The sequence below is a fragment of the Candidatus Chloroploca sp. Khr17 genome (assembly GCF_004138165.1).
Lineage (GTDB): Bacteria > Chloroflexota > Chloroflexia > Chloroflexales > Chloroflexaceae > Chloroploca.
The window spans coordinates 1-1,184 of sequence record NZ_RYFF01000157.1; the positions used below are offsets into that span (position 1 = coordinate 1).

At 61.7% G+C, this 1,184-nt stretch carries 1 protein-coding gene; it reads right to left on the reverse strand.

Features of this window, described 5'->3' with window-relative positions:
• On the reverse strand, positions 1-1,184 hold a 1,184-nt coding region (gene tuf, locus EKD05_RS25505; protein ID WP_129678461.1), incomplete at its 3' end, for an elongation factor Tu.

Sequence of the window (1,184 nt, forward strand, 5' to 3'; positions counted from 1 at the left end):
ACACCAGAGCCGACCGTGCGGCCACCCTCACGGATGGCAAAGCGCAAGCCTTCTTCGATCGCGACGGGCACGATCAATTCGACCCCCATCACCACGTTGTCGCCGGGCATCACCATCTCCATGCCCTCGGGCAACTGAATACTGCCGGTCACGTCGGTCGTCCGCACATAGAACTGCGGCCGATAGCCGGGGAAGAACGGCGTATGCCGCCCGCCCTCGTCTTTCTTCAAGACGTAGACCTGGGCCTCAAACTTCTTGTGGGGCTTGATCGACCCGGGCGCACAGAGCACCTGCCCGCGTTCGACATCCGTCCGCTCCACCCCGCGCAAGAGACAGCCCACGTTATCGCCGGCGATGCCCTCATCGAGCGTCTTCTGGAACATCTCCACGCCGGTCACCACCGTCTTGGTTGGGGCTCCCTCTTCCATGCCCACAATCTCAATCGTCTCACCGACCTTGACTTTGCCGCGCTCGATCCGGCCCGTCACCACGGTGCCCCGCCCTTTGATGCCAAAGACATCTTCGACGGGCATCAGGAACGGCTGGTCAACCGCCCGCATCGGCGTCGGGATATAGGCATCGACGGCCGCCATCAGTTCCAGGATGGGCTGATACTCGGGCGCATTGATATCCTTGCTCTCGCTCTCGAGCGCCACGCGGCCCGACCCGCGGACAATCGGAATATCGTCACCGGGGAAATCGAACTTCGAGAGCAACTCGCGCAACTCCAACTCCACCAATTCGAGCAACTCGGGGTCGTCCATCATATCGACCTTATTCAGGAAGACGACCATCGCGGGCACCTGCACCTGGCGCGCCAGCAAGATGTGCTCGCGGGTCTGGGGCATCGGGCCATCGGGGGCCGAGACCACCAGGATGGCCCCGTCCATTTGCGCGGCCCCGGTAATCATATTCTTGATATAGTCGGCGTGGCCCGGGCAGTCAACGTGGGCATAGTGCCGATTATCGGTCTGATACTCGACGTGGCGAATCGCGATCGTAATGCCACGGGCGCGCTCTTCGGGCGCATTATCAATCTGGTCGTAATCAACAAACTGTGCGGCCCCACGCAGCGCCAGCACCTTGGTGATGGCGGCGGTCAGGGTCGTCTTGCCATGGTCTACGTGCCCAATCGTGCCGATGTTGACGTGCGGCTTCGTCCGCTCGAATTTCTGCTTCGCCAT